Origin of the sequence: Streptomyces sp. NPDC052701, from assembly GCF_040678355.1 — a bacterium.
In the GTDB taxonomy this organism is placed as follows: Bacteria; Actinomycetota; Actinomycetes; order Streptomycetales; family Streptomycetaceae; genus Streptomyces.
This window is the reverse complement of the sequence record NZ_JBFATO010000003.1, coordinates 153941-180653: the sequence shown is the minus strand read 5'-3', so window position 1 is coordinate 180653 and position 26713 is coordinate 153941. Positions and strand designations below refer to the sequence as shown.

The 26713-nt window shown below is 71.8% G+C and carries 21 protein-coding genes and 1 tRNA gene; 8 read left to right on the top strand and 14 right to left on the bottom strand.

Annotation, left to right across the window (positions count from 1 at the left end; genetic code table 11):
- Positions 1-36: 36 nt before the first annotated feature.
- Positions 37-762 carry a VWA domain-containing protein gene (locus AB0L29_RS05850; RefSeq protein ID WP_365823730.1) on the top strand — a complete coding sequence of 242 codons (726 nt, stop codon included), beginning with the start codon at positions 37-39 and terminating at the stop codon, positions 760-762.
- A gap of 170 nt (positions 763-932) precedes the next feature.
- Here the strand turns inward: AB0L29_RS05850 and AB0L29_RS05845 are convergent, their stop codons facing one another.
- Together AB0L29_RS05845 and AB0L29_RS05840 are read right to left on the bottom strand one after the other, a co-directional pair.
- Complete coding sequence (locus tag AB0L29_RS05845) at positions 933-1574, bottom strand: SIMPL domain-containing protein (RefSeq protein ID WP_365823728.1); 642 nt, start codon at positions 1572-1574, stop codon at positions 933-935.
- 40 nt (positions 1575-1614) lie between these two features.
- Positions 1615-2511, bottom strand: a complete 897-nt coding sequence (locus tag AB0L29_RS05840) for a hypothetical protein (RefSeq protein WP_365823726.1) — start codon at positions 2509-2511, stop codon at positions 1615-1617.
- Between the two features lie 265 nt (positions 2512-2776).
- Between AB0L29_RS05840 and AB0L29_RS05835 the strand changes: the two genes are divergently transcribed.
- The 4 genes from AB0L29_RS05835 to AB0L29_RS05820 all read left to right on the top strand — a co-directional run bounded on the left by AB0L29_RS05835 (position 2777) and on the right by AB0L29_RS05820 (position 9253).
- Complete coding sequence (locus AB0L29_RS05835) at positions 2777-3127, top strand: chorismate mutase (protein ID WP_365823724.1); 351 nt, start codon at positions 2777-2779, stop codon at positions 3125-3127.
- A gap of 514 nt (positions 3128-3641) precedes the next feature.
- Entirely contained in the window at positions 3642-6137 is a 2496-nt protein-coding gene (pepN, locus tag AB0L29_RS05830) for an aminopeptidase N (RefSeq protein WP_365823722.1), read from the top strand.
- A gap of 222 nt (positions 6138-6359) precedes the next feature.
- A complete protein-coding gene (locus AB0L29_RS05825; RefSeq protein ID WP_365823720.1) occupies positions 6360-7736 on the top strand; it encodes an aminotransferase class V-fold PLP-dependent enzyme in 1377 nt (458 codons plus the stop codon).
- Positions 7733-9253 (top strand): SidA/IucD/PvdA family monooxygenase, encoded by a 1521-nt coding sequence (locus tag AB0L29_RS05820; protein WP_365823719.1) that lies wholly within the window; start codon positions 7733-7735, stop codon positions 9251-9253. Before AB0L29_RS05825 ends, AB0L29_RS05820 begins: the two co-directional genes overlap by 4 nt.
- On the opposite strand, the gene AB0L29_RS05815 is transcribed toward AB0L29_RS05820, so the two are convergent.
- The gene (locus AB0L29_RS05815; protein ID WP_365823717.1) at positions 9250-11067 is read right to left on the bottom strand and encodes a 5'-nucleotidase C-terminal domain-containing protein; all 1818 of its coding nucleotides are present in this window, start codon (positions 11065-11067) and stop codon (positions 9250-9252) included. The genes AB0L29_RS05820 and AB0L29_RS05815 overlap by 4 nt on opposite strands.
- A gap of 165 nt (positions 11068-11232) precedes the next feature.
- Here AB0L29_RS05815 and AB0L29_RS05810 point away from each other — a divergent pair, with 165 nt between their 5' ends.
- Both AB0L29_RS05810 and pyk read left to right on the top strand, forming a co-directional pair.
- A complete protein-coding gene (locus AB0L29_RS05810; protein ID WP_365823715.1) occupies positions 11233-11961 on the top strand; it encodes an SIMPL domain-containing protein in 729 nt (242 codons plus the stop codon).
- A 167-nt stretch (positions 11962-12128) separates the two neighbouring features.
- Positions 12129-13565, top strand: coding sequence for a pyruvate kinase (gene pyk, locus AB0L29_RS05805; protein WP_365823713.1), 1437 nt, complete (start codon positions 12129-12131; stop codon positions 13563-13565).
- 44 nt (positions 13566-13609) lie between these two features.
- On the opposite strand, the gene AB0L29_RS05800 is transcribed toward pyk, so the two are convergent.
- On the bottom strand, positions 13610-14383 hold the full coding sequence (locus AB0L29_RS05800; RefSeq protein ID WP_365823711.1) for a transcriptional regulator: 774 nt from the start codon (positions 14381-14383) through the stop codon (positions 13610-13612).
- 106 nt (positions 14384-14489) lie between these two features.
- A tRNA-Leu gene (locus tag AB0L29_RS05795) sits at positions 14490-14564 on the bottom strand.
- A gap of 103 nt (positions 14565-14667) precedes the next feature.
- Between AB0L29_RS05795 and AB0L29_RS05790 the strand changes: the two genes are divergently transcribed.
- Entirely contained in the window at positions 14668-15324 is a 657-nt protein-coding gene (locus AB0L29_RS05790) for a response regulator (RefSeq protein ID WP_365823709.1), read from the top strand.
- Between the two features lie 93 nt (positions 15325-15417).
- Here AB0L29_RS05790 and AB0L29_RS05785 read toward each other — a convergent pair whose 3' ends face one another.
- The 9 genes from AB0L29_RS05785 to AB0L29_RS05745 form a co-directional block, all read right to left on the bottom strand.
- Positions 15418-16134 (bottom strand): ABC transporter ATP-binding protein, encoded by a 717-nt coding sequence (locus tag AB0L29_RS05785; protein WP_365823707.1) that lies wholly within the window; start codon positions 16132-16134, stop codon positions 15418-15420.
- Complete coding sequence (locus AB0L29_RS05780; RefSeq protein ID WP_365823705.1) at positions 16131-17039, bottom strand: ABC transporter ATP-binding protein; 909 nt, start codon at positions 17037-17039, stop codon at positions 16131-16133. The genes AB0L29_RS05785 and AB0L29_RS05780 overlap by 4 nt, the downstream gene beginning before the upstream one ends.
- A 5-nt stretch (positions 17040-17044) precedes the next feature.
- A complete protein-coding gene (locus AB0L29_RS05775; protein WP_365823704.1) occupies positions 17045-18874 on the bottom strand; it encodes a branched-chain amino acid ABC transporter permease in 1830 nt (609 codons plus the stop codon).
- Positions 18875-18879: 5 nt separating this feature from the next.
- The gene (locus AB0L29_RS05770; protein ID WP_365823702.1) at positions 18880-19812 is read right to left on the bottom strand and encodes a branched-chain amino acid ABC transporter permease; all 933 of its coding nucleotides are present in this window, start codon (positions 19810-19812) and stop codon (positions 18880-18882) included.
- Positions 19813-19925: 113 nt separating this feature from the next.
- Entirely contained in the window at positions 19926-21158 is a 1233-nt protein-coding gene (locus tag AB0L29_RS05765; protein ID WP_365823700.1) for a branched-chain amino acid ABC transporter substrate-binding protein, read from the bottom strand.
- Between the two features lie 973 nt (positions 21159-22131).
- Positions 22132-22536, bottom strand: coding sequence for a hypothetical protein (locus AB0L29_RS05760; RefSeq protein WP_365823698.1), 405 nt, complete (start codon positions 22534-22536; stop codon positions 22132-22134).
- A 100-nt stretch (positions 22537-22636) separates the two neighbouring features.
- Positions 22637-23509, bottom strand: coding sequence for a trypsin-like serine protease (locus AB0L29_RS05755; RefSeq protein ID WP_365823696.1), 873 nt, complete (start codon positions 23507-23509; stop codon positions 22637-22639).
- A gap of 122 nt (positions 23510-23631) precedes the next feature.
- Complete coding sequence (locus tag AB0L29_RS05750) at positions 23632-24120, bottom strand: hotdog fold thioesterase (RefSeq protein WP_365823694.1); 489 nt, start codon at positions 24118-24120, stop codon at positions 23632-23634.
- Between the two features lie 72 nt (positions 24121-24192).
- Positions 24193-26472 carry an FdhF/YdeP family oxidoreductase gene (locus tag AB0L29_RS05745; protein WP_365823692.1) on the bottom strand — a complete coding sequence of 760 codons (2280 nt, stop codon included), beginning with the start codon at positions 26470-26472 and terminating at the stop codon, positions 24193-24195.
- Between the last annotated feature and the right edge of the window lie 241 nt (positions 26473-26713).

Below are 26713 nucleotides of genomic sequence, written 5' to 3'. Positions count from 1 at the left end.
TCGCAGGCACGTCCGGTGATCAAGGGGGGAGCACATATGGCCGCGATCAGTCTGCGCAAGGTGGAGGAGACCGCGCCCGCCCTGGTCGACCTGTACAAGAGCGCCGGGGCGTCGCTCCACCGGCACGGGCTGGACGGGCTGCGCGCCGCGGTCTACCTCGTCGTCGACTACTCGGGGTCCATGAAGCCGTACTACGAGGACGGCAGCGTGCAGGCGCTCGCCGACCGGGTGCTCGGGCTGTCCGCGCACCTCGACGACGACGGCACCGTGCCGGTGGTGTTCTTCTCCACGGACGTCGACGCCGTCACCGAGATCGCGCTCGCCGACCACCGGGGGCGGATCGAGCGGATCGTGGCCGGGCTCGGCCACATGGGCAGGACCAGCTACCACCTGGCGATGGACGCGGTCATCGACCACCACCTCGACAGCGGCTCGGACCAGCCCGCCCTCGTCGTCTTCCAGACCGACGGCGGGCCCGTCAGCAAGCCCGCGGCGGAGCGCTACCTGTGCAAGGCGGCGAGACTCCCGCTGTTCTGGCAGTTCGTCGGCTTCGGCGACCCGGCGAGCCGGCAGTTCGACTTCCTGCGCCGGCTGGACGAGCTGGCCGTGCCGGACAAGCGGGTCGTCGACAACGCCGGTTTCTTCCACGCCGGCGCGGATCCGCGCAAGGTGTCCGACGCCGAACTGTACGACCGTCTGGTGGGCGAGTTCCCGAAGTGGCTGGTGGCCGCACGGTCCCGGGGGATCGTGCGGCCGGCCTGAGCCGGGGGCTGTTCCCGGTCCGCTCGGACCGCGCCTCGTCCGGGGCGGCTCCGAGGGCGCCGCCACCGCGGCGGGTGGGACCGGCTCGCCCCGGCTCCCCGGCGACGACGGGGACCGGGCCGCCGCCGGGCGGGTGCGTCAGCGGACGGGTGTGTCAGCGGGCGGGCGCGTCAGCGGTCCAGGGCGAAGCCCATCACCACCCCGGCCGACACCTCCACCATCCCCGGCGCCAGATCGCCCGCCGGGCCCCCGCCCCCGCCCCCGTGGCCGCGGTGCCCGCGGAACTCGTACGACTCGGCGTCCACGTCCTGGATGTGCACCACCGGGCCCAGCCGGACACCCGCCGCCTCCGCGTACACCTCGGCCTTGCGCCGGGCGGCGGCCACCGCCCGGCGCCGGGCCTCGTCCCGCAGCGCCGGCTTGTCGCGCACATCGAACTCGACGTGGTCGATGTGGTGCGCGCCCGCCTCCACGGCGTCCACGATCAGCTGCTGGAGATAGTCCAGCGCCTCGGCCTCCACCGCGTACGAGGCCCGGCAGCGGTAACCGGCGAACGTGCGCTCGCCGCCGTACCCGTCGTACTCCGAGCTCAGCTTCAGCCGGGAACCCGACACCGACGCGTCCGGTATGCCGTGCCGGCGCAGCGCCTCGCGCAGCCGGGCCACCGCCGCGCCCGCCTCCCTGAAGGCCTCGTCCGGCGACGGCTTGAGCACGTCCACCGCCAGTCGCACCCGCACCAGCTGGGGTTCGACCCGCACACTGCCCGCCCCGAACACACCGAGCCCCCAGGGCTCCCTGATCGTTTCCGTCATGCGCGCATTGAAGCACCCCCCGGCACCCGTGTGCCGTGCCCTACGTGTCGCACTCCAGCACCGTGCGGCACAGCGCGCACCGCGCCCGCACCCGCCCCCGCACCGGCACCCTGATCCGCTGGTGGCAGGTCGGGCAGGGGAAGCTGACGCGCAGCGGACCGCGCCCGTCCGGGGTGAAGGTGTACGGCGCGCTGCCGTCGGGGGGCACGCGCGCGTGGTCCTGGGCGTGCCGCCGGTCGCGCGCGTACCGGCGCCGTCCCGCCCAGCCGGCCGCCGTCAGCGGCGGCTGCTGCCCGTCGCCGCGGGCCCGCGCCAGGCCCTTGACGTACGCCGTGTACGCCTGCGGACTGGTGAACCACACCGAGGGGTCCTCGCCGAACAGCAGCGCGCGTTTGGCGAGCACGTACCCGAACTCCTCCGGGGTGAGGTAGCCCAGTTTCTGCGAGGACGCCGCGTCCTCCCGGTAGGCGTCCAGCAGCAGCCAGCCCGCACCCAGATACGTCGTCGCCGTGTCCGTGAGGATCTCGTTCTCCCGCGTCCCGGGGAACGACAGGTCCAGGCGGTGCAGGTAGACGTGCATGATCTCGTGGGCCAGGGCCGCGCCGATGTCCCGGCGATGCGTACGGAACCGGTCGTTCAGCTCCACGAAGTACTCGGGGCCCGCCGTCAGTTCGATGTTCGCCGCGTGCGGCATCGCGCGGAAGGACACGACCAGCCGGGCGTCCGGCAGCCGGTAGTGCCGCACCAGCTCGCGCGCCACGCGCTGCGCCCCCAGATACAGGTCGTCGGTGTCGCAGAACGCCACGTCGGCGGGGACCACGCTGGTCGAGAACGTCTGGATCGTGTCGTACGACAGCCGCCTGTACAGCGCGGTGATCGCGGCCCGCACCGTCCGCAGGTGCGGATAGCCGTGCTCGACCGGTCCGTCGTTCACCACGCCTCACCCCCGAGCGCCTGAACCCGCTTCCACTGTACGGGCAGGGCGCGGACCGGGCCCGCGACAGCGGCCGGAAACCGTTCGGCGCTCCCCGCTGTCACCGGCGGAACCCGGGCCGTGACCGGCGGACGGCGCCCGGCCGCCGGGCCGCGGGCGGGCGGCCGGGACGACGGGGGCCGGTCCGGGCCCGGGGCGGCGAGGAGTGGTCCGGACCCGGGCGGCGAGGGGTGAGGGGAGGCCCGTCCGCCCCGTAGGCTGACCACCCATGACCACCAGCAACACCGGCACCCACGGCGCCGACCCCGCCGTCGGCGAGGAGCTCGCGCGGCTGCGCGACAGCATCGACAACATCGACGCGGCCGTCGTCCACATGCTCGCCGAGCGCTTCAAGTGCACCCAGCAGGTCGGCCACCTCAAAGCCCGCCACCAGCTGCCGCCCGCCGACCCGGCCCGCGAGGCCCGCCAGATCGCCCGCCTGCGCGCACTCGCGGAGGACGCCAAACTGGATCCGGCGTTCGCCGAGAAGTTCCTGAACTTCATCGTGGCCGAGGTGATCCGCCACCACGAGCGGATCGCCGACGAGACCGTCAACGGCGCCGCACCCACCGTGAACTGAGCCCGTCGAAGGGGCCGGGGGAGTGACACGGCGGCCCCCGCGGGGCATGCCGCGCCGCGCACTCCCCGCCGCCGGCGAGCACGGCGCGTCGGCGCCCCGGACACGGACCGGCCGCCCACCGGGAGGGACGCCGGGCCGTGCCGCCGGAAGCCGGGATCCTCCCCGCCGACGACCCCGAGGACACCCGCCGCCCCCCTCCCCGGAGAGCGCCCTGGCCCCGCCGGGCCACCGCGGCGACCGGGCGCCCGGCCCGGCCCGCTGCCTCCACGACGCCCACCGGCGGCACCCGGCCGCAGCGCGGGGTACGCGTGCGCGTCCCGCCCCGCGACCGGACCCGAGACCGCCGGACGCCTCCTCTGTCTCGTCCCGCCCCACCCGGACGCACGCGTGCCGTCCCACGGCCCTGGGGGGCGCACGCCGGGGAGCCCGGGAAGGACCCGGACCCGGAGCGGACATGGGGGACGTACCGGTCCGCCCCTGTGCCCTGCCGACCACATCGGGCAGCATGGCCTGCATGTCCGTACTGACGCGCGACGAAGCGCAGACCCGAGCAGAGCTCCTCGACGTCCACCGCTACACGATCGAACTCGATCTGACCACCGGGGACGAGACCTTCGACTCCCGCACCGTGATCAGGTTCACCGCGCGCACCGACGCGGACACCTTCGTCGAGGTCAAGCCCGCCGAGTTGCGCTCCGTCACCCTCGACGGACAACCCCTGGACCCCGAGACCCTGGACGGCAACCGGCTGCCGCTGAAGAACCTCACCGCGGGCGCGCACGAACTGCGCGTCGAGGCGTCGATGCGCTACTCCCGCACCGGCGAGGGCATGCACCGCTTCACCGACCCCACCGACGGCGAGACCTACGTCTACACCCAGCTGTTCATGGACGACGTGCAGCGCGTCTTCGCCGCCTTCGACCAGCCCGACCTCAAGGCCGTCTTCGACCTGTCCGTCACGGCCCCCGAAGGCTGGACCGTCCTGGCCAACGGCATCACCGAACACCTCGGCGCGGGCCGCTGGCGGGCCGCCCCCACCCCGCTGATCTCCACCTACCTCGTCGCCGTCGCCGCCGGCCCCTGGCACTCCGTGCGCACCGAGCACCGCGGCCTGCCCTTCGGCATCCACTGCCGCCGCTCCCTCGCCCCCCACCTCGACGCCGACGCCGACGAGATCCTCGACGTCACGCGCGCGTGCTTCGACCGCTACCACGAGAAGTTCGACGAGCCCTACCCCTTCGACTCCTACGACCAGGCGTTCGTCCCCGAGTTCAACGCGGGCGCCATGGAGAACCCGGGCCTGGTCACCTTCCGCGACGAGTTCGTCTACCGCTCCGCCGTCACCGACACCGAGCGCCAGACCCGCGCCATGGTCATCGCCCACGAGATGGCCCACATGTGGTTCGGCGACCTCGTCACCCTCAAGTGGTGGGACGACATCTGGCTCAACGAGTCCTTCGCCGAGTACATGGGCTACCAGACCCTCATCGAGGCCACCCGCTTCACCGACACCTGGACCGAGTTCGGCGTCGCCCGCAAGGCCTGGGGCTACGACGCCGACCAGCGCCCCTCCACCCACCCCGTCGCCCCCGAGGCCGTCGACGACACCGCCTCCGCGCTGCTCAACTTCGACGGCATCTCCTACGCCAAGGGCGCCTCCGCCCTGCGGCAACTGGTCGCCTGGCTCGGCGAGAAGGACTTCCTCACCGGCATCAACACCCACTTCACCCGCCACAGGTTCGCCAACGCCACCCTCGCCGACTTCGTCGACTCCCTCGCCGGCGCCACCGAACGCGACGTCCACGCCTGGGCCGACGCCTGGCTGCGCACCACCGGCGTCGACACCCTCACCCCCCGCGTCACCACCGGCGACCACGGCACCTGCGCCCTCACCGTCGAGCGCACCGGCAGCCGCCCCCACCGCATCGCCGTCGGCCTCTACGACCGCGACCTCACCGACGAGGGCCGCCTCACCCTGCGCGAACGCCTCGACCTCGACGTCCCGCAGACCACCCCCCAGCCCCTGGGCAAGCGCCCCACCCTGCTCCTCCTCAACGACGGCGACCTCACCTACGCCAAGATCCGCTTCGACGCCGACTCCTTCGAGGCCGTCCGCGCCGGCCTGTCCGGCCTGCCCGAACCACTCACCCGCGCGGTCGTGTGGAACGCCCTGCGGGACGCCGTCCGCGACGGCGAACTGCCCCCCACCGCCTACCTGGACACCGCCCGCGCCCACCTCCCGCACGAGACGGACCTCGCCCTCGTCCAGGGCGTCCTCGCCTTCGCCACCGGCCACATCACCGACCGCTACCTCACCCCCGAGCAGCGGCCCGCCGCCCTGGCCACCCTCACCGACCTGTGCCGCGACCTCATCCGCCGCACCGAGGACGGCGACCACCCCGGCCTGCGCCTGATCGCCGTACGCCACTTCATCGACGTCGCCGCCCACCCCGACACCATCGACGCCTGGCTCGCCGACGGCACCGTCCCCGGCGGCCCCGAACTCGACCCCGAACTGCGCTGGCGCATCCTGGCCCGCCTCGCCGTCCTCGGCGCCACCGACGAGGACGCCATCGCCGCCGAACTGGACCGCGACCCCAGCGCCACCGGCCGGGAGGGCGCCGCCCGCTGCCGCGCCGCCCTGCCCGACGAGGCGGCCAAGAGGCGCGCCTGGGAGGCGATGTTCGCCTCCGACGACCGGACGGACCTGTCGAACTACCTGTTCACCGCCACCGCCCGGGGCTTCTGGCAGCCCGAACAGGCCGACCTGGTACGGCCCTACGTGGCGCGCTACTACACCGACGCGGTCGCCGTCGCCGCCCGCCGCGGCCCCGCCATCGCCGAGGCCGCGGGCCGCTGGGCCTTCCCCGCCCACGCCGTCGACGCCGACACCCTCCACCTCGGCGAGGAATGCCTGCGCGAAGCCGACCCGATCCCCGCACTGCGCCGCAAGCTCGTCGACCAACTCGACGACCTCGCCCGGGCGTTGCGCATCCGGCAGGCCCCGTAACAGCACGCCGCCGGCACGGCACCGCGGCCCGGCCGCCCTCCTGGGAGGGCGGCCGGGCCGTCTCCCGCCGCGACCGCCGCGGCGCACCGGGTACGACGCGTCCGCCCCGCCGGGTCGTACCCCCTCACGGGTGCCGGTCGTTGGGCTCTCCGGGCGCGTCACCGCATCCGCGTACAGGCCGGAACCCTCCCTGCGGAACGCCCGCGCCCCGGAGGAGAACCCATGAGCGCGCGCCCGCCCCTCGCCTCGGGCCCCCACGGCCCCAACGCCCTGCGACCGCTGCTCGACACCGTGCTCGACGCCCTGGAAGCCGGCACCCGCGCCCGCCGGGGGCCACTGCCCGCAGGCGGCCCGCGCACGGTCGCCGCGCGGCTGCGGGCCGCGGTGGGAGACGTCCTGCCCGACGAGGGCGACCCCGAGGCCCTGCGGGACCTGGTGCGCGCCTTCGCCGAGGGCGCCGCCGACCCGGCGCACCCCCTGTGCGCCGCACACCTGCACTGCCCGCCCCTCGCCGTCGCCACCGCCGCCGACCTCGCCGCCGGCGCCCTCAACCCCTCCCTCGACTCCTGGGACCAGGCCCCCGCCGCCTCCGCGCTGGAAGACCTCGTCACCCGCGCCCTGGCCCGCGAGGCCGGCCTCGCCGACGCCCTGGTCACCACCGGCGGCACCGAGGCCAACCAGCTCGCCCTCCTGCTGGCCCGCGAGGCACACGGCCCCGCCCTGCGCCTGGTGTGCGGCGCGAACGCCCACCACTCGCTGCCCCGCGCCGCCTGGCTGCTCGGCCTGCCCCAGCCCCTCGTCCTCCCGGCCCCCGGCGGCACCCTCGACCCCGCCGCACTCGACACCGCCCTCACCGGCCTGCCCGGCCCCCTGCTCGTCGCCGCCACCGCCGGCACCACCGACGCCGGCCTGATCGACCCCCTGCCCCAGATCGCCGCCCGCTGCGCCGCCCACGGCGCCCGCCTGCACATCGACGCCGCCTACGGCGCGGGCCTGCTGTTCAGCGACCGGCACCGCGCGAAACTCACCGGACTCCACACCGCCGACACCGCCACCCTCGACCTGCACAAACTCGGCTGGCAACCGGTCGCCGCCGGCCTCCTCGCCGTCAAGGACCCCCGCGACCTCACCGCCCTGCGGCACCGCGCCGACTACCTCAACGCCGACGACGACACCGACGCGGGCCTCCCCGACCTCCTCGGCCGCTCCCTGCGGACCTCCCGCCGCCCCGACATCCTCAAGATCGCCGTCACCCTCAAGACCCTCGGCCGCACCGGCCTGGGCCGCCTCGTCGACCAGGTCTGCGCCCTGGCCCAGGACTTCGCCGGCCTCGTCCACGGCCACCCCGCGTTCGAACTCCACGGCCGGCCCACCCTCAGCACGGTCCTCTTCCGGCCCGCCGACGCCCCCGACGACACCGTCGCCGCCGTACGCCGCGCCCTCCTCACCGACGGCCGTGCCGTCCTCGGCCGGGCCCGCCTCGACGGCCGGCTCTGGCTCAAGGCCACCCTCCTCAACCCCGCCGCCCGCCCCGACGACCTCGCCGCCCTGCTGCACCTCGTGGCAGCGCACCCCGTGGAAGGACACACCCCCGGATGACCCCCGCGACACCCCCCGCCGCACCCGCCCCCCGCCCCCCGCACCACACCCCCGACACCCCCCGCGACCTCGTCGGCATCGGCATCGGGCCGTTCAACCTCTCCCTCGCCGCCCTCGCCCACCCCCTCCCCGGCCTCGACACCGTCTTCTACGACCAGCGCCCCGCCTTCCGCTGGCACCCCGGCCTGCTCATCGACGGCGCCACCGTCCAGGTGCCGTTCCTCGCCGACCTGGTCACCCTCGCCGACCCCGCCAGCCCCTGGACCTTCCTCAACTACCTCAAGACCCGCGAACGCCTCTTCCCCTTCTACTTCGCCGAGCGCTTCCACATCCACCGCGCCGAGTACGACGCCTACTGCCGCTGGGTCGCCGGGCACCTGCCCGCACTCCGCTTCGGCCACCAGGTCGACGCCGTCCGCTGGAACCCCGGACGCGACCTGTTCGAAGTCGACTTCACCCGGCTCGGCACCGAGGGAGAAGCCGAAGCCCCCGGCCGGACGTACACCAGGAACATCGTCGTCGGCATCGGCACCGAGCCCCACATCCCCGAACCCCTCAGACCCCTCGCCGAAACCCCCGGCGTGCCCGTCCTGCACGCCGCCGACTACCTCCGGCACCGCGAAGCCCTCCTCGCCGCCGGGCACGTCACCGTCGTCGGCACCGGACAGTCCGGCGCCGAGGTCTTCCTCGACCTGCTGCGCCACCGGCCCGCCGGCCGCGAGCGGATCCACTGGCTCGGCCGCACCGAGGCCTTCGCGCCCATGGAGTACTCCAGACTCGGCCTGGAGCACTTCACCCCCGACTACACCCGCTACTTCCACGCCCTCGCCGAACCCGCCCGCGACCGCCTGACCGCCTCCCAGTGGCAGCTGCACAAGGGCATCGACGCCGGCACCGTCACCGCCATCCACGACGAGCTCTACCGCCGCACCCTGCACGGCGGCTGGCCCGACGCCGTCCTCACCCCCGGCGTCCGGGTGCGCGCCGCCGACCGCCTCGCCACCACCAGGATCGAACTGCACCTCGAACACGTCCGGCAGGACACCCGGTCCCGCCTCACCACCGACGCCGTCGTCCTCGCCACCGGCTACCGCGAACGCCCCCTGGACCGCATCCTCGCCGGCCTCGGCCCCCACCTGCGCCGCGACCACCGCGAACGCCCCCGCGTCGACGACCGGTCCAGGCTCGTCCTGGACCCCGCCGTCACCGGCACCGGCCGCCACGTCTACGTACAGAACGCCGGGACCCACACCCACGGCGTCGGCACCCCCGACCTCGGCCTCGCCGCCTGGCGCAGCGCGACCATCCTCAACGCCCTCACCGGCCAGGAGACCTACGCCCTGCCCCGGCGCACCGCCTTCACCACCTTCGGCCTCGACACCCGGCCACAGGCACCGCCCGCCCCGCAGACCCCGCCCCCGTCCCGCTCGCCGACGGCCGGCACTGACCCGGCGACGGAAAACGAAGGACGGGGCCCGGCACACACCGGACCCCGCCACCCGCTCCCGCGGCCCTAGAACACCGGCGCACCGTTCCGCGTCAGCCTCCAGTCCACCGACGCGAACTCCGCCGGATCCAGCGCACCCTTCGCCTTCACCCAGGCGATCATCGTGTTGCGGATCTCCTCCGAGTTCGACCACAGCAACGGCGCCGCCGCCACATGCGGGAAGTTCCCGCCGCCGTTCGCCCGGTAGTTGTTGACCGCGAACACGAACCGCGCGTCGTCCGCGAGCGGCGCACCCCCGAACCGCACGTCCGTCACCCGCGACCCCGCCGGCTTCGCGACGTCGATCTCGTACGTCAGCCCGCTCACCACGTCGTAGTTGTAGTTCGGCGTCCCGTTCGCGTTCGTCAGCTTCGCCGGATCCACCACGGCGTCCGCGGGGGTCTGGACGTAGTAGTTCGCCGAGAACTCCAGGTACGCCCTCATCTGCGCACCCGTCATCAGACGCGCCTCCAGCGTGTTCTCGAACACGTACAGCCCCGCCACGTCCCGGATCGTCACCTCACCGGCCGGGATCCGCGCACTGCGCGAGAAGCACGCCGCCTGCGACAGCACCGGCAGCGCCGCGTACTCCGTGCCCGCCAGGGCCTGCCGCACCGTGTCCGCCTGGATGTGGTTGATCAGGTCGATGATCGGCACGTCCCGGTACGGTGCCTCCGCCGACGTCATCTCGGCGGCGTTCGTGCCGACGACCTGGTTGACGTACGCCACCACCTTCTCGTGCTCGTCCGACAGCAGCCGCACGATCTTCGGGTCCTCCCCGACCGTGTTCGAGTCCAGGACCTTCGCACCCACCTTCTCGACCGTCCAGCGGCCCCCGCCCCACACCAGCTCGAAGTCGAACAGGGTGAGCCGCTGGCCCCACTTCAGCGGCTCGGAGAGCACGACCCGCCGGCCCGTCTCCTCGTTCGTCACGAAGTACTCGGGGATCTCCGTGTGCGCGTGCCCCACCAGGATCGCGTCGATCCCCGGCACCTGCTGGGCCACCAGCCCCGCCGCGTTCTCCACGTACGGCAGCTGGTCACCGTACGAGGAGGTGCCCGACGAACCGCTGTGCGCCGAGACGACGACCACGTCCGCGCCCATCGACCGCAGCTTCGGCACCCACTTCGCCGCCTGCTCCTCCAGACCCGGGAACGTCATCTTCCCCTGCACGTTCGCCTTGTCCCAGATCGCGATGCCCGGATTGGTCAGCCCCAGCACCGCCACCTTCACATCACGGCCGAACGGCGTCCGCAGCCGGTGCATGCTGTACGGCGGGAAAGCCGGCCGCAGCGTCCTCGCGTCCAGCGCGTTCGCCCCCAGCAGCGGGAAACGGCACTGCTCCTCGAACTTGCGCAGCACCGGAATGCCGTAGTTGAACTCGTGGTTCCCCAGCGCCGCCGCGTCGTAGCCGATCGCGTTCATCGCCTGCGCCATCGGGTGCACCGGCCCGCCCTCGGCCGTGATCGGGTCCACCTTGGCGTAGTAGTACGACAACTGCGTGCCCTGGATCGTGTCGCCCGCGTCGATCAGCAGCGTGTTCCCGCGCCCCTTCTCGGCCCGCACCCGGTCCACCAGCGTGGAGATCTTCGCCAGGCCCACGTCGTTGTGCGCCTTGTCGTCGAACTCGGCGTCCGTGAAGTAGTCCCAGTTGAAGACGTTGCCGTGCAGATCGGTCGTGCCCATCACCGTGAAGGAGTACCGCCTGGGCACCCTCCTCCCGCCCCCGGGCGCCTCGGCCGCCTCGGCCGCCTCGGCACCCGGCGCGGCGGCCGCACCGGCCAGCGCCACCCCCGCCCCCGTCACGGCGGACCTCTTCAGGAACTTCCGGCGGTTCAACGGCATGTCGGGCTCTCCTCGGGCAGGGACGGCGGCGCGCCGATGGACGACACGCATGGACAACGCGCGTAGATTCTGACCTGGCCATGACGCACCGGAACAGATCCCACAGGTTGCGATCTGATGACCCACCGGGGTCGCACCCCCACGAGAAATGACAGAGTGGGACACATGGCCACCCCCTCGTCCGCCACCCCCGCGCCCGACGAACCCCAGCCCGCCGTCCCCTACGGCACCCCCGAGGCCCCCCGCATCGCCGTCCGCGGCGAAGCCCACCTCGACGTCGACCCCGAGATCGCCCGCATCGGCATCACCGTCACCGCCCGCGGCCGCGACCGACGCGGCACACTCGCCGACCTCACCCGCCGCAACACCACCGTCCTCGACCTCGTCAAGTCCTACGGCGAAGCCGTCGAACGCCTGGAGACCGGCGCCTTCTCCATCACCCCGGAACTGACCGGACACGGCCGCGGCGAACGCGTCCGCACCCACCACGGCACCGTCCGCATCACCGCGGAACTCGCCGACTTCACCGCCCTGGGCGAACTCACCACCCGCCTGGCCGATCTGGACCTCACCCGCGTCGACGGCCCCTGGTGGGCCCTGCGCCCCGACTCCCCGGCCCACCGCGAAGCACGGCGCAAGGCGGTACACGAGGCGGTCCAGCGCGCCCGCGAGTACGCGGAGGCACTCGGCACCTCCCTGGCCGCCCTCGTCGAACTCGCCGACGTCGGCGCGGAGGGACCCCGGGCCTACCCACCGCCCCCCGGCCGCATGCGCACCCTGGCCCACGCCGCGGCGGCCGAGGACACCGCGGCCGCCCTCGACCTCGAACCCCAGCGGCAGCAGGTGTACGCCCAGGTGAACGCGCGGTTCACCATGCGGCCGCCCCGGCTGTGACCGCACCCGGATTCACGCGCCCGAAAACACCCGCGAGACGCCCCGGAATGCTCATCGGAGCACCCCGCCGCACCATTCAACCCTTGTCGAAAACCCTTCACCCCCAGTCCGCCGGGCAGTTGCACGCGACCAATTCACTACCCACCGGTAAGCCCTAGGCTCGACCTATGCGCCGAGCGAAAATCGTCTGCACACTGGGGCCCGCCACCGACTCGTACGACCAGATCAAAGCCCTGGTCGACGCCGGAATGGACATCGCCCGATTCAACCTCAGCCACGGCACCCACGCCGAGCACGAGGAGCGCTACCGGCGGGTCCGCAAGGCCACCGACGAAACCGGCCGCAGCGTCGGCGCCCTCGCCGACCTCCAAGGCCCGAAAATCCGGCTCGGCCGCTTCGCCGAAGGACCCGTACTCCTTGAACGCGGCGACACCTTCACCATCACCGTCGAAGAAGGCGTCGAAGGCGACCGTCAGACCTGCGGCACCACCCACGCCGGCCTCGCCGACGACGTCACCCCCGGCGAACGCATCCTCGTCGACGACGGCAAGGTCTGCCTGGAGGTCACCGAGGTCGACGGACCCCGCGTCCACACGACGGTCGTCGAGGGCGGCATGGTCTCCGACCACAAGGGCCTGAACCTCCCCGGCGTCGCCGTCTCCGTCCCCTCCCTCTCCAAGAAGGACGAGGACGACCTCCGCTGGGCCCTGCGCACCGGCTTCGACGTCATCGCCCTCTCCTTCGTCCGCAGCGGACGCGACATCAAGGACGTCCACCGCATCATGGACGAAGAGGGCCGCCGCCTCCCCGTCATCGCCAAGGTGGAGAAACCGCAGGCCGTCGAGAACCTCGACGACATCGTCGCCGCGTTCGACGGCATCATGGTCGCCCGCGGCGACCTCGGCGTCGAAATGCCCCTCGAACAGGTCCCCGTCGTCCAGAAACGCGCGATCAAACTGGCCAGACGCAACGCCAAGCCGGTCATCGTCGCCACCCAGATGCTCGACTCCATGATCGACAACGCGCGCCCCACGCGCGCGGAGGCCTCGGACGTCGCCAACGCGGTCATCGACGGCACGGACGCGGTGATGCTCTCCGGCGAGACGAGCGTCGGCAAGCACGCCATCGAGACCGTCCGGACGATGGCACGCATCGTCCAGGCGGCCGAAGAGGACATCCTCGCCAAGGGCCTCCCGCCCCTGACCGAACGCAACAAACCCCGCACCCAGGGCGGCGCGGTCGCCCGCGCGGCGGCCGAGATGGGCGACTTCCTCGGAGCCCGCTTCCTGGTCGCCTTCACCCAGTCGGGCGACACCGCCCGCCGCCTCTCGCGCTACCGCTCCCCGATCCCGCTGCTCGCCTTCACCCCCGACCCGGCGACGCGCTCGCAGCTGAGCCTGACGTGGGGCGTGGAGACCTTCCTCGGCCCGCACGTCGACTCCACGGACGCGATGGTCGACCAGGTGGACGAACTGCTGCTGAAGTACGGCCGCTGCCAGAGGGGCGACGTGGTCGTGATCACGGCGGGCTCGCCCCCCGGCGTCTCCGGCTCCACGAACATGGTGCGGGTGCACCACATCGGGGAGGACGACGGTCCCCGGTAGGCGGTGAGGGGACCTCTTGCCGAGGGACCCCTCCGCTCGGCCGGTCAGTGTTTGGGACCTACGTGGGCGTCCATGAGGGCCACGGAGGCTTTGCGGGCGATGGAGATGTTGAACGGATCACTGCCGCGGGCGAGTGTGGTCCACTCGACGCCGACCTTGTCGAGGGTGTCCGTGAAGAGCTTCCGGATGTCGTCGGACTTGTTGGTGAAGAAGTACCGCGGGTATTCGTAGCGCTTGCGCTCGCCGGCGACCACGCGGGTCGTCCAGTTGGTGATGCGGCAGCCGTCCGAGTGGATCAGGCCTCGGACGAACTCCCAGGGGTGGGCGTCGACGATGTCCTGCTGCCAGGGTTCCAGGGCGATACGGCGCTCGTGCTTCTTACCGGGGCCGTGCTGGGGGAAGAGGCAGGGCCAGTGCTTGCTGGTGCTGCTCACCGCGACACAACCCTGTTTCCGCACCCGGAAGACGCTGTTGTCCGGGCGTACCGCGCGCATCGCCGCGTCACACGCCTCGATGATGCCCGGCCAGGCGTTGTCGAGGACGACGCGCAGGAAGTAGACGCCTTTGCGGTGGGCATTGATGCAGCCGTCACCGAGGTAGAGACCGAGGAGGTAGGCATAGGCGGCTGGGTCGTCAGGCGGAGTGGGCACCTCTCGGCATCTCGGGCAGGGCCTGCCCGGGCGTTCAAGGGGTTCGATACGCGTCTGCCAGGAACGGATCGCATACCGTGATATCCCCGTCTCCCTGCTGACGGAATTCAGGCTGCATCCCTGGGCGACCAGTTCCAGTGCTCGCTTGCGCGTACCGATGTCGTACATGTGAACACTCTGTCGGCGTGATCGCGGCGGCACGCAGCAAAAAACGGATGTTCACGAGAACGTGGACATCCGCTTATGAATGGTGACCTTGGAATCTAAGGAAAAGTGCCCCGGGTCGGACTCGAACCGACACTGTATGGGTTTTGAATCCATTGCCTGCTGCCAATTGGGCTACCGGGGCCCAGCGAATCGAAGGTTGACCTCGACCCACTGCCTGACCACCATACCGCAGCTAGGTACGCTCTTGGGAGCAGTACCGGCCTGCCCCGCACCAAGGAGCCCACGTGAGCGCCCCCGAGTCGCCCCAGCCCGTCGACGTGCCCGAAGACGACAACTCGCACGTGCCTCCGCTGACGACCCGTGTCGTCATCGCCGAGGACGAGGCCCTGATCCGGCTCGATCTCAGGGAGATGCTGGAGGAGGAGGGGTACACCGTCGTCGGTGAGGCGGGGGACGGCGAGCAGGCGGTCGAGCTGGCCCGGGAGCACAAGCCCGATCTGGTGATCCTGGACGTGAAGATGCCCAAGCTGGACGGCATCTCGGCGGCCGAGCGGATCGCCGAGGAGCGGATCGCCCCGGTGCTGATGCTGACGGCCTTCTCGCAGCGCGACCTGGTCGAGCGGGCCCGGGACGCCGGTGCGATGGCGTACCTGGTGAAGCCGTTCAGCAAGAGTGACGTGGTGCCGGCGATCGAGATGGCCGTGTCGCGGTTCACGGAGCTGAAGGAGCTGGAGAAGGAGGTCGCGGACCTCTCGCAGCGGCTGGAGACGCGGAAGCTGGTGGACCGTGCGAAGTCGATCCTGCAGACGGAGTACGGGCTGACGGAGCCGGCCGCGTTCCGGTGGATCCAGAAGACGTCGATGGACCGGCGGATGTCGATGCAGCAGGTCGCTCAGGCGGTCATCGACGACGCGGAGGAGAAGAAGGCGTCCAAGGGCTGAGAAAGGCCTGAGAAGGGCCTGATGTGTGCGCGAGGCCCGCGCCCCGTGTGTCGTGGGGTGCGGGCCTCGTCGTGCCGCCGTGGGCGGGGGTGCTCAGTCCTCGCCGAGGTAGGCCTTGCGGACCGACTCGTCGTGGAGGAGGTCCTGGCCGGTGCCGGACAGGACGATGGAGCCGACTTCCATGACGTGGCCGTGGTCGGCGAGGGAGAGGGCGGCCTGGGCGTTCTGCTCGACGAGCAGGATGGTGGTGCCCTGGGCCTTGAGTTCGGCGATGGTGGCCATGATCTTCTGCATCATGATCGGGGAGAGGCCCATGGAGGGTTCGTCGAGCATGAGCAGTTTGGGCTGGGACATCAGGGCCCTGCCCATGGCGAGCATCTGCTGTTCGCCGCCGGAGAGGGTTCCCGCGGCCTGCTTCCTGCGTTCGCCCAGGATGGGGAAGAGGTCGTAGGCGCGCTGGATGTCCTTTTCGATGCCGGGCCTGTCGCTGCGGAGGAAGGCTCCGAGGCGGAGGTTGTCCTCGATCGTCATGCGGGGGAAGATGTGCCGGCCTTCGGGGGAGTGGGCGAGGCCGAGGGAGACGATCTGGTGGGCGGGGATCTTCTTCAGGGATCTGCCGTTGAACTTGATCTGGCCGCCGACCGGCTTGAGGAGGCCGGAGAGGGTGCGCAGGGTGGTGGTCTTGCCGGCGCCGTTGGTGCCGATGAGGGTGACGACCTCGCCCGCGTCGACGGTGAAGGAGATGCCCTTGACGGCTTCGATCTTGCCGTAGGCGACGCGGAGGTCCTCGACTTCGAGCAGTGCGGTCATCGGTCGTTCTCCTTGCCGGGCGCGGCGTCCGTCGTGGGGCCGGCCTGTGCCTCGGCGGCCTCGACCTCCGCGATCTCTTCCTTGCCGGGTGCGTCTTCGAAGGGTTCGCCGAGGTAGGCGGCGACGACGCGTTCGTCTCCCTGGACGGTGGCGCTGTCGCCCTCGATGAGTTTCTCGCCCTGGACGAGGACGGCGACGCGGTCGCAGAGGTTGAAGATGAAGCGCATGTCGTGCTCGATGACGAGGACGGCGATGCCCTGGTCGCGGATGGCGAAGACGAGGTCCTCGGTGACGCGGGTCTCCTGGGGGTTCATGCCGGCGGTGGGTTCGTCGAGGAGGAGCAGGCCGGGTTCGCTGGCGAGGGCCCGGGCGATCTCGAGCTTGCGCTGTTCGCCGTAGGGGAGGTTGCGGGCGAGGTGTTCGGCCTTGTTCGCGAGGCCGACGAACGCGAGGAGCTCCATGGCGCGTTCGCGGGAGGCGGCTTCGGCCTTGTGGAAGCCGGGGCCGCGCAGGAGGGCGGACCAGAGGCCTTCCTTGGTGCGGGTGTGGCGGCCGACGAGGACGTTCTCCAGGACCGTCATGTTGGCGAACAGGCGGATGTTCTGGAAGGTGCGGGCGATGCCGGCGGCGGTGACCTTGAAGGACTTGGGCGGCAGGATCTGGCCCTTGTAGCGGACTTCGCCCTCGGTGGGGATGTAGAGGCCGGTCAGGCAGTTGAAGAAGGTGGTCTTGCCGGCGCCGTTGGGGCCGATGAGGCCGACGATCTCGCCGCTGTTGACCTGGAGGTCGACGCCTCGTACGGCGGTGAGTCCGCCGAAGCGCATGGTGACGCCGCGTGCGTCGAGGACGGTCTGGCCGGGGGTGGTGCCCGGGGTGGCGTCCTTGGTGGTGGTGTCGGTTGTCATGGTGGTCAGACCCCTGCCTTGCTGAGGACTGTGGGCGCTTCGGCTTCTTCGTGGAATTCGAGCTGGCGGCGCTTGTTGGGGATGAGGCCTTCCGGACGGAAGCGCATGAGCAGGACGAGTGCGAGGCCGAAGGCGAAGAGCTGGTAGTCGCCGAGGAACTGGAGCTTGGCGGGGATGAGGTAGAGGAGGGAGGCGCCGACGAGGGGGCCGAGGATGGTGCCCATGCCGCCGAGGACGACCGCCGCGAGGAGGAAGGCGGAGTTGGGCGGGACGACGTGGGCGAACTGGTACTGCTCGGGGGTCACGGTGTAGGTGACGTGGGCCTGGACGGTGCCGGCGAGGCCGGCGAGGCAGGCGCCGAGGGCGAAGGCGATGAGTTTGACGCGGAAGCCGTTGATGCCCATGGCGAGGGCGGCGGTCTCGTCCTCGCGGATGGCGACCCAGGCGCGGCCGATGCGGGAGTCGCTGCTGCGCCGGAAGACGATGACGACGACCAGCGTGATGAGGAGCATCAGCAGGAAGTAGTTGGCGAAGCGGGCGATGGTGAAGCCGGCGACGGTGTGTTCCTGGCCGAAGTCGAATCCGAAGATGTTGAGGTTCGGTATGGAGGAGATGCCGTTGGAGCCGTTGGTGACGTCGGGTCCGGAGGTGCCGTCCATGTTGAGGACGGTGATGCGGAAGATCTCTCCGAAGCCGAGGGTCACGATGGCGAGGTAGTCGCCGCGCAGGCGGAGGGTGGGGGCGCCGATGATGACGCCGAAGACCATGGCGACGGCGGCGCCGAGGATGGCGGAGAGCCAGAAGGGGAGGTGGAGGTCGAAGGGGGAGGAGGGGGAGCCGGAGACCATGGCCGCGGTGTAGGCGCCGACGCCGAGGAAGGCGACGTATCCGAGGTCGAGGAGGCCGGCGAGGCCGACGACGATGTTCAGGCCGAGGGCGACGGTGGCGAAGATGAGGATGTAGACGCCGATGGTGGCGTACTGGTCGTCGGCCTGGGTGAAGGGGAAGGCGGCGGCGGCGACGAAGGCGCCGGTCATGGTGATCGTGCGGTGCTTGGCGGTGGTGGCGGAGACCCGTTTGACGAGTCCTGCCTTGGTGACGGCGGCGAAGCCGAAGCCGGCGGTGATGAGGAAGCCGACGAAGAGTTCGTCGTACTCGGTGCCGATGCCGTAGGTGAAGACGGTCAGGCCGAGGGCGAGTGCGGCGACGATGACGAGGATTTCGGCGTACGGGGGGAGTGTGCGGGCCGCGGGGGTGAGGGGGCCGGTGGCGAAGGCCGCTTTGACGACGGCGCCCTTGGTGCGTGCGGTGTGGCGGAACTGCTCCCAGCCGGTGTCGTCGGGGTCGTGGGGCTCGGGTGCCGGGTGTTCGAACGGCAGGGCGAGCGCGCCGAGGACGGCGGCGAGGGTGACGGCGGCGGCGATCCAGCCGCCGGGTTCGAGGTTGACCAGGCCGCCGAGTTTCACGCTGATCGCGATGACGGTGTACCAGGTGGTGGCGAAGGTGCCGAGGGCGGCGAGTTTGAGGGCGCTGTCGGCGCCGGCGGGGGTGAGCCAGCGCAGGCCCTTGACGCCGTAGGAGGCGAGGCCGAACAGGGCGGTGAGGGCGCCGCCGACGAGGACGAGGACCTGCAGGCCGCCGGGGTAGCCGTAGACGGTGAGGTCGCCGGGGAACTCGGCGGTCCAGGTCCAGGCGAGGAAGGTGGAGATCACGGCGAGGACGCCGCCGCCGGTGGCGAGGGCGCGGCCGGTGTTCTCGGGGATGCCGACCAGGCCCTTGGGGGTGCGGGTGGCCGGGGTGCCGGGGGTCTTGGGTGCTGTGGTGTGTGTCGTCATCGGTGTCACGCCCTGTCCGCGACGCGCTCTCCGAGCAGGCCCTGGGGCCTGAACAGGAGCACGAGGATGAGGAGTACAAAGGCCCAGACGTCTGCCCAGGACTGGCTGCCGAACTGTGCCATGCCGGGGATGTCGGCGATGTAGGCCGTGGACAGTGCTTCGGCGATGCCGAGGACGACGCCGCCGATCATGGCTCCGTAGATGTTGCCGATACCGCCGAGGACGGCCGCGGTGAAGGCCTTGAGGCCGAGGATGAAGCCCATGCGGAACTGGACTTCGCCGTACTTGAGGCCGTAGGCGACGGCTCCGACGGCGGCGAAGGCGGCGCCGAGGGCGAACGCGATCACGATGATGCGGTCGGTGTTGATGCCCATGAGCTTGGCGGTGTCGGGGTCCTGCGCGGTGGCCTGCATGCCGCGCCCGGTGCGGGTCTTCATGACGAAGTAGGCGAGGACGGCCATGCTGATGGGGGCGGCGACGAGGAGGAAGACGTCACCGGTCTGGATGGTGACGCTGCCGATCTCGAAGGGGCCGCCGCCGATCTGCGGGAAGGTGACGGCGGAGCGCGCGTCGGGGTACCAGGCCCACACCGCCTGCTGGAGGGCGAGGGAGAGGCCGATGGCGGTGATGAGGGGGGCGAGGCGTGGTGCGTCTCGCAGGGGGCGGTAGGCGAATCGTTCCGCTCCCACGGCGACCAGGACGGCGACGATGATGCCTCCGACGAGCATCAGGGGGAGGGCCACCCACAGGGAGGTGCCGTCGGGCAGTACGTACAGATAGACGGTGAGGGCGCCGAAGCCACCCACCATGAAGATCTCGCCGTGGGCGAAGTTGATGAGCTGGACGATGCCATAGACCATCGTGTAGCCGATGGCGACCAGCCCGTACATGGATCCCAGTAGCAGGCCGTTGACCAGCTGCTGCGGCAGTTCGTTCACCGCATGTCCTCCGAGACGTTCGGAATGATTCGACGGATGGGGCTCGGATGCGAGTCCGCGCGGGGCGCCAGTGGAACAGCGCCCCGCGCGGCTCTGGGTGGTGCGGGTGTGGGTCAGCCGGTGTAGGTACCGGACTTGACCGGCTTCCAGGCACCGTCCTTGACGGCGTACACGGTGAGCTGCTTGTTGGTGGCGTCGCCGTACTCGTCGAAGGAGACCTTGCCGGTCACACCGTCGAAGGAGACGTTCTGCATGGCCTCGGTGACCTTGGCCCGGGCGTCGTCGGGGAGCTTGCCGTCGTTGTCCTCGACGACCTTCTTCACGGCCTCGATGATCGCCCACGCCGAGTCGTAGGAGTAGCCGCCGTAGGCCTCGTAGGCCTCCTTGTAGCCGGCGCTCTTGTAGTTGGCGACGAACTCCTTGGCGGAGGGGAGGTCCTCGACCGGGGCGCCGACGGAGGTGGCGAGGTCGCCGGTGCCGCCGGTGCCGGCCAGCTTGATGAAGTCGGCGCTGTAGATGCCGTCGCCGCCGACCAGCGGGACCTTGGCGCCGGCGGCCTTGATCTGCTTGCTGAGCGGGCCGGCCTGGGGGTATTCGCCGCCGTAGTAGACGACGTCGGCGCCGGAGTTCTTGACCTTGGTGGCGACCGCGGAGAAGTCCTTGGCGTCGGGGTTGATGTGCTCGGTGCCGACGACCTTGCCGCCGAGCTTCTTGAACTCGGCGCTGAAGGTGGCGGCCAGGCCGGCGCCGTAGGTCTTCTTGTCGTCGATGACGAAGACCTTCTTCTTCTTGGCGTCGTTGTAGAGGTACTGCGCGGCGAACGGGCCCTGGACGGCGTCCGTGGTCGCGGTGCGGAAGTACGACTTGTAGGGGCGGGTCTTGGTCTTCTGCCAGTCCGCGCCCTGGGTGAGGGCGGGGTTGGTGTTGGCGGGGGAGACCTGGACCAGCTTGGCGTCGTCGAAGACCTTCTGCATGGACTCGGCGACGGAGCTGTTCAGCGGACCGACGACGCCGAGGACGTTCTTGTCGGCGACCAGTTTGGTGGCGTTCTGCTGGCCCGAGGAGGGCTGCGCCTGGTCGTCGAGGGCCTGTATCTCGAACTTGATCCCGTCGACGAGGTTTTCCTTGTTGGCGGTCTTGGCCGCGAGGTCCACCGAGTTCTTGATACCCAGGCCCAGCGCGGACAGGTCGCCGGTCAGCGGGGCGTCGACGCCGATGACGACGGTGGTGCCCCCGCCGCCGGAGTCCGAGCCGCCGCCGTTCTCGTCGCGCGAGCCGCAGGCGGTGAGGGTGAGTGCTCCCGCCGCCAGCGCGGCGGTGATGGCGATGAGCGAACGTTGACGCACGATCAGTCCTTTCCCCTGGCAGCCGTCTCCGGGCGGGAACGGCCGAGTCGAGCGCTGGACCGACGTGACAATCGGACGGCGCGGTGACTGGGCGTGACTCTAAGCGTGTGTGGGGAACGTGGAGGAGAGTCTGACGAAGGCTGTGACGCTCTTGTTATGACACGACGTATTGCAGAGCGGTACCGCGCGGGGAGAACGACGGAATTCTTGCCGATTCGCCCGGTCCACATAGTGAGAACTCGCAGGACTCGAGGGGGACCGTTCAGGCGTCTCAGGGGTTTTGGTGATTACGCGGAATCGTTGCTACAGGCGACCTGTAGAGCTTCGGAGAGGTGCCGGGCATAGGGCGGGCCCAGGGTGAAACCGTGGAGTTGTATTGCGCTTGCATTACATAGAGTTACGCCGGGGAAAGGCGGTCCGACTTTTTCCGGCACTTTTTCGCCTCGGGGCGCCTGCGGAGTGATCGTGATCTTGCGGGGGAAATCCGCGCTGTCCGGACGGCGCGGGCGGCACGGGCGGTGCCGGGGAGGCGTCGAGGCCGTCGTGGGCCGGTCGGTCCGCGTGACGGTGACGGTCGGTCCGCGTGACGATGACGGCGGGCCGCGTGACGATGGCGGCGGGCCGCGCGACGGTGACGGGGCCGGAGTGCACGCCCGGCGTCACGCCGAGGCCGGAGCCCCGGAGCCCCGGGGCGTTCCGAGGGGCGGACCACGCGTCCACGGGGGCGAGGTCCACGGCCTGGCAGGGGTGCGACGGGGGCGGTTTCGGCGGTTCCCGCGGCCGTGCGGCGTGCGGGTGGCCCCGGGCCGCCGGGACGGCGCACGGCCGCCCCGGCTGTCGGGGCGGCCCGGCGGGTGCCGGCCGTACGGGCGCGCGAGGGCCGCGCGGCGGGCCGGGGCGGCCGGCGGTGAGGGGGCCGGGGCGTCCCGCGGGTGGGTCCCCCCGCTCGGTCCGAGGGAGAGACCGACGCCGGTCACCGCCAGGGATCCCCGCCGGGGGCGCCGGTGCGGTACCGGTCGGCGCAGGCTTCGCGCGCCCGGCGGACGAGCAGCTCGTCGGCCGCGCGGGCTCCGTGGCGTCTCTCCTCGGCCCGCGCGGCGTCCACGACCGCGCGCAGGATCTCGTACTGCCCGCCGGACAGGCCCATCGACTGGTAGTCGCCGTAGGTGTCCTGGTCCAGAGTCTTCCGGGACCAGTGGGTGACGAGGCGCGCGCACAGGTCCTGGGGCGGGGCGGCGGGGGCCGCCGGGGCCGAGCGGGCCGGTGTGGCGGGGGCCTCGCGGCCGGTCCCCGCCGGTCCGCACCCGCCGATCAGCCCGCCGGCCGCGAGGATCACGCCGAGCACCGCCCCCGGGCGGTGGACTCCTGCCGTTGCCATGCCCCGACGCTAGGGCCCGGCCGGCGGATCGGCCAGGGGGAGGCGGGCCGGGGCCGCGGCGGTGGCGTGCACCGCCGCGGACGGTGGACCTGGTGCCGGGCTACGGCAGGTCCACGAACGGCGCCAGGAAGGCCCGCGCCCCCGGAGTGTCCAGGCGGTACGTCACATTGGTGGCGTAGCACGGGCCGTCACCGGTGATGGTGGTGGAGGCGAGGATCCGCTCGCCGTCGAGCACCGCGAAGTTCGGGCCGCCCGAATCGCCGTAGCAGGCACCGCCGTTGCCCTGCGGCGCGGTCATCGCCAGGCGGACCCAGGAGGCGTTCAGGGCGTCGAAGGCGACGGGTGCCTTCAGTCGGACGCCGCCGCCGGGGTGGGTGTGGCCGCCCGGCTGCCGCACGGCCTCCTGGGTGCCGTATCCGGCGACCAGCCAGTCGGCGGAGTCCAGCCCCCGCGGGCCCGGCCGGTCCAGCCGGCCGGCCGTGGGCAGGGTGGCCGGCGTGAAGCTCCAGCGGGCCCTGACCTGCGCGGCGGGCAGTTCGATCACCGAGATGTCGTGGGTGTCGGAGGCGGGCCCGGGATAGTCGGGGTGGCTGTGGGCGGTGCCCCGGACGGCGACGGCGTCCGCCTGGGCGGCCGGGTTCCCCGGGTACGTCTTCGCGGCGGCGTCGAGCCCGGCCCGCACGTCCTGGTCCAGCGACACGTGGAACTCCACGGTGTCGGGCCAGTCGGTGGTGCAGTGCGCGGCGGTCAGGAAGGTGTCCGCGTCGATCATGGTGCCGGAGCAGACCCAGTCGACCCGGTCCGGGGTGGCGGGGTCGCCGTCGTCGTCCCAGGTGGCCACGAGTGCGCCGACCTCGGTGCGTTCGGGGGCGGGGGCGGCGTTGTAGGAGTTGATCGCGGAGGACGGCGGCGCGGTGGCGAGCACGGCGGCGCAGGCCGCGGCGAGGACGGCAAAGGCGCGTACGGGGGTCAAGAGAAACCCTTCTGGGGGTGGGGACGGGGTTCTCCTGCGGGGGGTGGAGCAGCGCCAGTGAAGCGCCTGGGGGCGGCCGCGACAAGAGCGCGCCCGCCCCTCCAGGGTTTTCCCTGTGCCGGTCAGCCCTCGGTGCGGACGTGCTCGCCGTCGCCGGGCCGCACGTCGCGCAGCAGGCAGGTCAGCCGGGCGGTGCACACCCGCCTGCCGTCCTCGTCCGTGATGACGATCTCGTACGTGGCGGTCGAACGGCCCCGGTGCACGGGCGTGGCCACGCCCGTCACGAGCCCGGAGCGCACGCCCCGGTGGTGGGTGCAGTTGAGGTCGACCCCCACGGCGATCCTGGAGCTGCCGCCGTGCAGCATGGAGCCCACCGACCCCAGGGTCTCCGCGAGGACGGCGGACGCGCCGCCGTGCAGCAGCCCGTACGGCTGGGTGTTGCCCTCCACCGGCATCGTGCCGACGACACGGTCCGCCGAGGCCTCGAGGATCTGCACGCCCATCCGCGTCCCCAGGTGCCCGGCGGAGAACAGGGCCCTCAGGTCGACGCCGAGCGCCGCGTACTCGTCGATGACCTCCTGCGGGAACTTCACGGTGTGCTGCTCGCCCATCGGCCCGGCTCCGTTCGTCGTCGATCACTGCGGCCTGATCGCACCGCCGCGACCAGGTGGCTGAGCAAACGCTCAGTCGGTCGCCGATTGTTCCAGACGGACCACGACGGACTTGCTGGCCGGGGTGTTGCTGGTGTCCGCGGTGGCGTCCAGCGGGACGAGGACGTTGGTCTCCGGATAGTAGGCGGCCGCGCAGCCGCGCGCGGTCGGGTAGTGCACGACCCGGAAACCGGGCGCGCGCCGCTCCACGCCGTCCCGCCACTCGCCGACCAGGTCGACGTACGCGCCGTCGGCGAGGCCCAGCTCCCGGGCGTCCGCCGGGTTGACCATGACCACCCGGCGGCCGTTCCTGATGCCCCGGTAGCGGTCGTCGAGGCCGTAGACGGTGGTGTTGTACTGGTCGTGCGAGCGCAGCGTCTGCAGCAGCAGCCGCCCCTCGGGCAGTTCGGGGTACTCCACCGGCGCGGCGGTGAAGTGGGCCTTGCCGGTGGCGGTCGGGAAGCGGCGCTCGTCGCGCGGGGCGTGCGGGAGGACGAACCCGCCGGGGCGCTCCACGCGCGCGTTGAAGTCCTCGAAGCCGGGGATCACGCGCGCGATGCGGTCCCGGATCGTCGCGTAGTCCTTCTCGAACTCCTCCCACGGCACCCTGCTGTCCGCGCCCAGCACCCGGCGGGCCATCCGGCACACGATGGCCGGCTCGGACAGCAGGTGCGGACCGGCCGGCTCCAGGCGTCCGCGCGAGGCGTGCACCATGCCCATGGAGTCCTCGACCGTCACGAACTGCTCGCCGCTCTCCTGGACGTCACGCTCGGTGCGGCCGAGGGTCGGCAGGATCAGCGCACGCGCGCCCGTGACCACGTGCGACCGGTTCAGCTTCGTCGACACGTGCACGGTCAGCCGGGCGCGGCGCATCGCCGCCTCCGTGACCTCCGTGTCGGGGGAGGCCGAGACGAAGTTGCCGCCCATGGCGAAGAACACCTTCGCCTCGCCGTCGCGCAGCGCGCGGATCGCCCGGACGACGTCGTAGCCGTGCTCGCGCGGCGGCGCGAAGCCGAACTCCCTCTCCAGGGCGTCCAGGAAGGCCGGGGCGGGCCGCTCGAAGATGCCCATCGTGCGGTCGCCCTGCACGTTGGAATGGCCGCGCACCGGGCACACGCCCGCGCCCGGCCGGCCGATGTTGCCGCGCAGCAGAAGGAAGTTGACCACTTCCCTGATCGTCGGGACGGCGTGCTTGTGCTGGGTGAGGCCCATCGCCCAGCACACGACGGTGCGCCGGGAGGCGAGCACCATGGCCAGGGCTTTTTCGATGTCCGCCCGGTCCAGGCCGGTCGCGGTGAGCGTCTCCTCCCAGTCGGCGGCGCGGGCGGCCGCGGCGAACTCCTCGTAGCCGAGGGTGTGCGCGCGGACGAACTCCTCGTCGACCGCGCCCGGCGTCTCGACGATCAGTTTGTTGAGGAGGCGGAAGAGGGCCTGGTCGCCGCCGATGCGGATCTGCAGGAACAGGTCGGTGAGGGCGGAGCCGGTGGTCAGGCCCTTCGGGGTCTGCGGGTTCCTGAAGCGCTCCAGGCCCGCCTCGGGCAGCGGGTTGACGCTGATGATCCGCGCGCCGTTCGCCTTGGCCTTCTCCAGGGCGGACAGCATGCGCGGGTGGTTGGTGCCGGGGTTCTGGCCGGCGACGACGATCAGGTCGGCCCTGTGGAGGTCGTCCAGCAGGACGCTGCCCTTGCCGACGCCGATCGTCTCCGACAGGGCGGAGCCGGAGGACTCGTGGCACATGTTCGAGCAGTCGGGCAGGTTGTTGGTGCCGAGCTCGCGGGCGAACAGCTGGTAGAGGAAGGCGGCCTCGTTGCTGGTGCGCCCGGAGGTGTAGAAGACGGCCTGGTCGGGGGAGTCGAGGGCGGCGATCTCCTCGGCGACGACGTCGAAGGCGCGCTCCCAGGTGACCGGCTCGTAGTGCGTACCGCCCTCGGGCAGGTACATGGGGTGCGTGAGCCTGCCCTGCTGGCCGAGCCAGTAGCCGCTCCTGGCCGCGAGATCGGCGACGGAGTGCGCGGCAAAGAACTCGGGGGTGACCCGGCGCAGCGTGGCCTCCTCGGCGACCGCCTTCGCGCCGTTCTCGCAGAACTCCGCCCGGTGCCGGTGCTCCGGCTCAGGCCAGGCGCAGCCCGGGCAGTCGAAGCCGTCCTTCTGGTTCACGTTCAGCAGCGTCAGCGCGGTGCGCCTGAGGCCCATCTGCCGCTGGGCGACGCGCAGCGTGTGGCCGATGGCGGGGAGCCCCGCCGCCGCGTGCTTCGGTTCGGCGACCTGCGGCGCGTCCTGAACCGGATCGCTCTTGGGCGGCTTCGCGGCCATCGCGCACTCCCCTTTACTGTGCCTGCGGGATACGCCTTCGATCCTCGCACGCGCCACCGACGGTGAAGGCGGGCTTTCCCCGGTTCTTTGCCTGCGGTACGAGCGGGACGAGCGGGGGAGCGCGAAGGCGGGCGGGCGGCGCCTCCCGGAGGACCTGCTCCCCCGGGTGCGGCGCGGGGCGGGACCGGGCGGGCCGCACCCTTCGCCGCGACCCGCGACCCGCGACCTGCGACCCGCGGTC

Coding starts and splice junctions, on each gene's coding strand:
- AB0L29_RS05800 (WP_365823711.1), bottom strand. CDS start 14,383: ATGTACGACATCGGTACGCGCAAGCGAGCACTGGAACTGGTCGCCCAG.
- AB0L29_RS05785 (WP_365823707.1), bottom strand. CDS start 16,134: ATGACCGCACTGCTCGAAGTCGAGGACCTCCGCGTCGCCTACGGCAAG.
- pepN (WP_365823722.1), top strand. CDS start 3,642: ATGTCCGTACTGACGCGCGACGAAGCGCAGACCCGAGCAGAGCTCCTC.
- AB0L29_RS05825 (WP_365823720.1), top strand. CDS start 6,360: ATGAGCGCGCGCCCGCCCCTCGCCTCGGGCCCCCACGGCCCCAACGCC.
- AB0L29_RS05780 (WP_365823705.1), bottom strand. CDS start 17,039: ATGACAACCGACACCACCACCAAGGACGCCACCCCGGGCACCACCCCC.
- AB0L29_RS05835 (WP_365823724.1), top strand. CDS start 2,777: ATGACCACCAGCAACACCGGCACCCACGGCGCCGACCCCGCCGTCGGC.
- AB0L29_RS05815 (WP_365823717.1), bottom strand. CDS start 11,067: ATGCCGTTGAACCGCCGGAAGTTCCTGAAGAGGTCCGCCGTGACGGGG.
- AB0L29_RS05820 (WP_365823719.1), top strand. CDS start 7,733: ATGACCCCCGCGACACCCCCCGCCGCACCCGCCCCCCGCCCCCCGCAC.
- AB0L29_RS05745 (WP_365823692.1), bottom strand. CDS start 26,472: ATGGCCGCGAAGCCGCCCAAGAGCGATCCGGTTCAGGACGCGCCGCAG.
- AB0L29_RS05760 (WP_365823698.1), bottom strand. CDS start 22,536: ATGGCAACGGCAGGAGTCCACCGCCCGGGGGCGGTGCTCGGCGTGATC.
- AB0L29_RS05750 (WP_365823694.1), bottom strand. CDS start 24,120: ATGGGCGAGCAGCACACCGTGAAGTTCCCGCAGGAGGTCATCGACGAG.
- AB0L29_RS05775 (WP_365823704.1), bottom strand. CDS start 18,874: ATGACGACACACACCACAGCACCCAAGACCCCCGGCACCCCGGCCACC.
- AB0L29_RS05845 (WP_365823728.1), bottom strand. CDS start 1,574: ATGACGGAAACGATCAGGGAGCCCTGGGGGCTCGGTGTGTTCGGGGCG.
- AB0L29_RS05850 (WP_365823730.1), top strand. CDS start 37: ATGGCCGCGATCAGTCTGCGCAAGGTGGAGGAGACCGCGCCCGCCCTG.
- AB0L29_RS05810 (WP_365823715.1), top strand. CDS start 11,233: ATGGCCACCCCCTCGTCCGCCACCCCCGCGCCCGACGAACCCCAGCCC.
- pyk (WP_365823713.1), top strand. CDS start 12,129: ATGCGCCGAGCGAAAATCGTCTGCACACTGGGGCCCGCCACCGACTCG.